Origin of the sequence: Leeuwenhoekiella nanhaiensis (genome assembly GCF_002744755.1) — a bacterium.
Classification (GTDB): Bacteria; Bacteroidota; Bacteroidia; order Flavobacteriales; family Flavobacteriaceae; genus Leeuwenhoekiella; species Leeuwenhoekiella nanhaiensis.
The window spans coordinates 1-2,071 of the sequence record NZ_KZ319325.1 but is presented as its reverse complement, the minus strand read 5'-3'; the positions used below and the strand labels follow the sequence as shown (position 1 = coordinate 2,071).

Sequence of the window (2,071 nt, the reverse complement as noted above, 5' to 3'; positions counted from 1 at the left end):
AAAAAAAGTAGTACCCTGATTGAACGAGCCTGTGAATCTGTACCTGATTTTCGGGAATTGTACCTCAAATTAAAACGCTCGGTAGAACTATCCGGTAAGAGCCAGAGTACCCTGACCAACTATGCCCGCTGTCTTTCCCACGTTGCCCTGCATTTTAACTGTAGCCCTCTTGATCTGGATGAAGAGCAGGTTCTGGATTATCTACACGTTTTAAAATCCCGCAACAAGACCCCGTCGAGCAGTTTCTTCAAGCATACCGTTTATGGCCTGAGGTATGCCTATCGCATCTGTAACCGTAAAGAAATGCAGGTGATGCTCCCGTCAATAGAGCGTCCCAAAAAGCTTCCTGTGGTTTTAAGTTTCAGGGAGGTAAAGCAACTTTTAAAAGCCCCAAAATTATTGAAGCACCGCCTGGTACTGGCACTGCTTTATGGCTGCGGTCTGCGGTGTTTTGAGCTGTGTAACCTTCACGTTAAGGATTTTGATTTTGACCGGATGATGCTGCACGTGCGCCAGGGCAAAGGCCGAAAGGACCGCTATGTACCCTTGTCAAAGATGCAGGTTCGCGGTCTGAAGAACTACCTAGCAGCAGAAAACCCATCAGTCTGGTGCTTTACCGGTAATACTAGCGAAGGTAAAGCTGTCCCGCTTTCTACTCAAGGGGTGCGTTGGATCGTAAGTGAAGCCCGTAAACACAGTGGCATAAGAAAACAAGTGACCACCCACAGCCTGCGCCACAGTTATGCTACCCACCTTCTGGAGATGGGCCTTGATATTATGAGTGTAAAGGATCTTTTAGGGCACGCAGATATACAGACCACATTGACCTATCTTCACGTGGCTCAACTGGGCAGGCAAAAGCCCTTCAGTCCGCTTGATAAACTCTATAAGCAAGACTGATGGCAAGGGCTACGTATGAGGTAGCTCAGGTATTAAATCGCAATACACAAGACTTAGCTGGCTGTTGTGCCACTAGCTGGCAGTTAAGAACTTTACACGCCTTGCGTAAATGCCGCACTGCTGCCCTGGGCGGTCACATTGACCGCTGCTCCAATACCTCTTGCAATACCTTACACCTGAGTTATAACAGTTGCCGTAACCGGCATTGTCCCAAGTGTCAGGGGCACAAAAGGGAGCAATGGATTAGGGCACGGGAAGAAGAACTCTTGAATGTGCCTTACTTCCACGTGGTCTTTACCCTGCCTTTAGAGCTCAACCGCCTGTGCCTGTATGAGCCCAGACTCTTGTATGACTTGCTGTTCAAAACCGCTTGGGAGGTTATAACAGGGTTTGCTTCCAATCCTAAGTTTTTGGGTGCCAGCCCCGGGATGATTGCCATTCTGCATACCTGGGGACAAAACCTGTCCTTACATCCCCACCTGCATTGCATCGTGCCTGGTGGAGGGATCACCAAAAGCGGTAAATGGAAGTCTGGCAAAAACAAAGGGAAACCTGGCTGCCGTAAGGCACGCTACCTGTTCCCGGTCAAGGCTATGAGCAAGGTGTTTCGAGCTCGTTTTGTTGCAGGGTTACGTAAAAAAGTTAAAACAGAACAAGCGGAGAATCTTTACCAAAGCCTGTTCAAAAAAGAGTGGGTCGTCTATTGCAAGCGTCCATTTTTAGGACCGCCTCAGGTGGTTGAATATCTGGGGCGCTATACCCATAAGATCGCCATAAGCAACCACCGCATCAAAAATGTGGATGACACTGGTGTGGTGTTTTCGGTGAAGGATTACCGCCACGGGGGAAAGAAATCCCTGATGCACTTGAGCGACAGCGAGTTTATCAGACGCTTTGCCCTGCACATTCTTCCTAAAGGTTTTGTACGCATCCGCCATTACGGAATCTTAAGTTCTTACCATAAACGAGAAAGTCTTGACCACTTGCGTCAGACCCTGGGTCAGGTACAGCTCGACGAAAAACCGCCCCTGCAACATCGAATATGCCCAACCTGTAAAAAAGGAACACTCATAACCCTGGAGACCTTTACCGCACGGGGACCACCGCAATACTGGATCAAAAAACTTAAAAATTATAGTAAAGCACAGTAAAAAAAGCCCTTTTAAGGGGC

Annotated in this window: 2 protein-coding genes; both read left to right on the top strand. The window is 48.2% G+C overall.

Going from position 1 to position 2,071, the window contains the following annotated elements:
* On the top strand, window positions 1–900 hold a 900-nt coding region (locus tag CJ305_RS19215), incomplete at its 5' end, for a tyrosine-type recombinase/integrase (RefSeq protein ID WP_317044017.1).
* On the top strand, window positions 900–2,051 hold the full coding sequence (locus CJ305_RS19210) for an IS91 family transposase (protein ID WP_099647837.1): 1,152 nt from the start codon (window positions 900–902) through the stop codon (window positions 2,049–2,051). The genes CJ305_RS19215 and CJ305_RS19210, both read left to right, overlap by 1 nt.
* Window positions 2,052–2,071 lie beyond the last annotated feature (20 nt).

Bases quoted from the DNA above. Each gene is read 5' to 3' on its own strand.
- CJ305_RS19210 (WP_099647837.1), top strand. From the start codon at position 900: ATGGCAAGGGCTACGTATGAGGTAGCTCAGGTATTAAATCGCAATACA.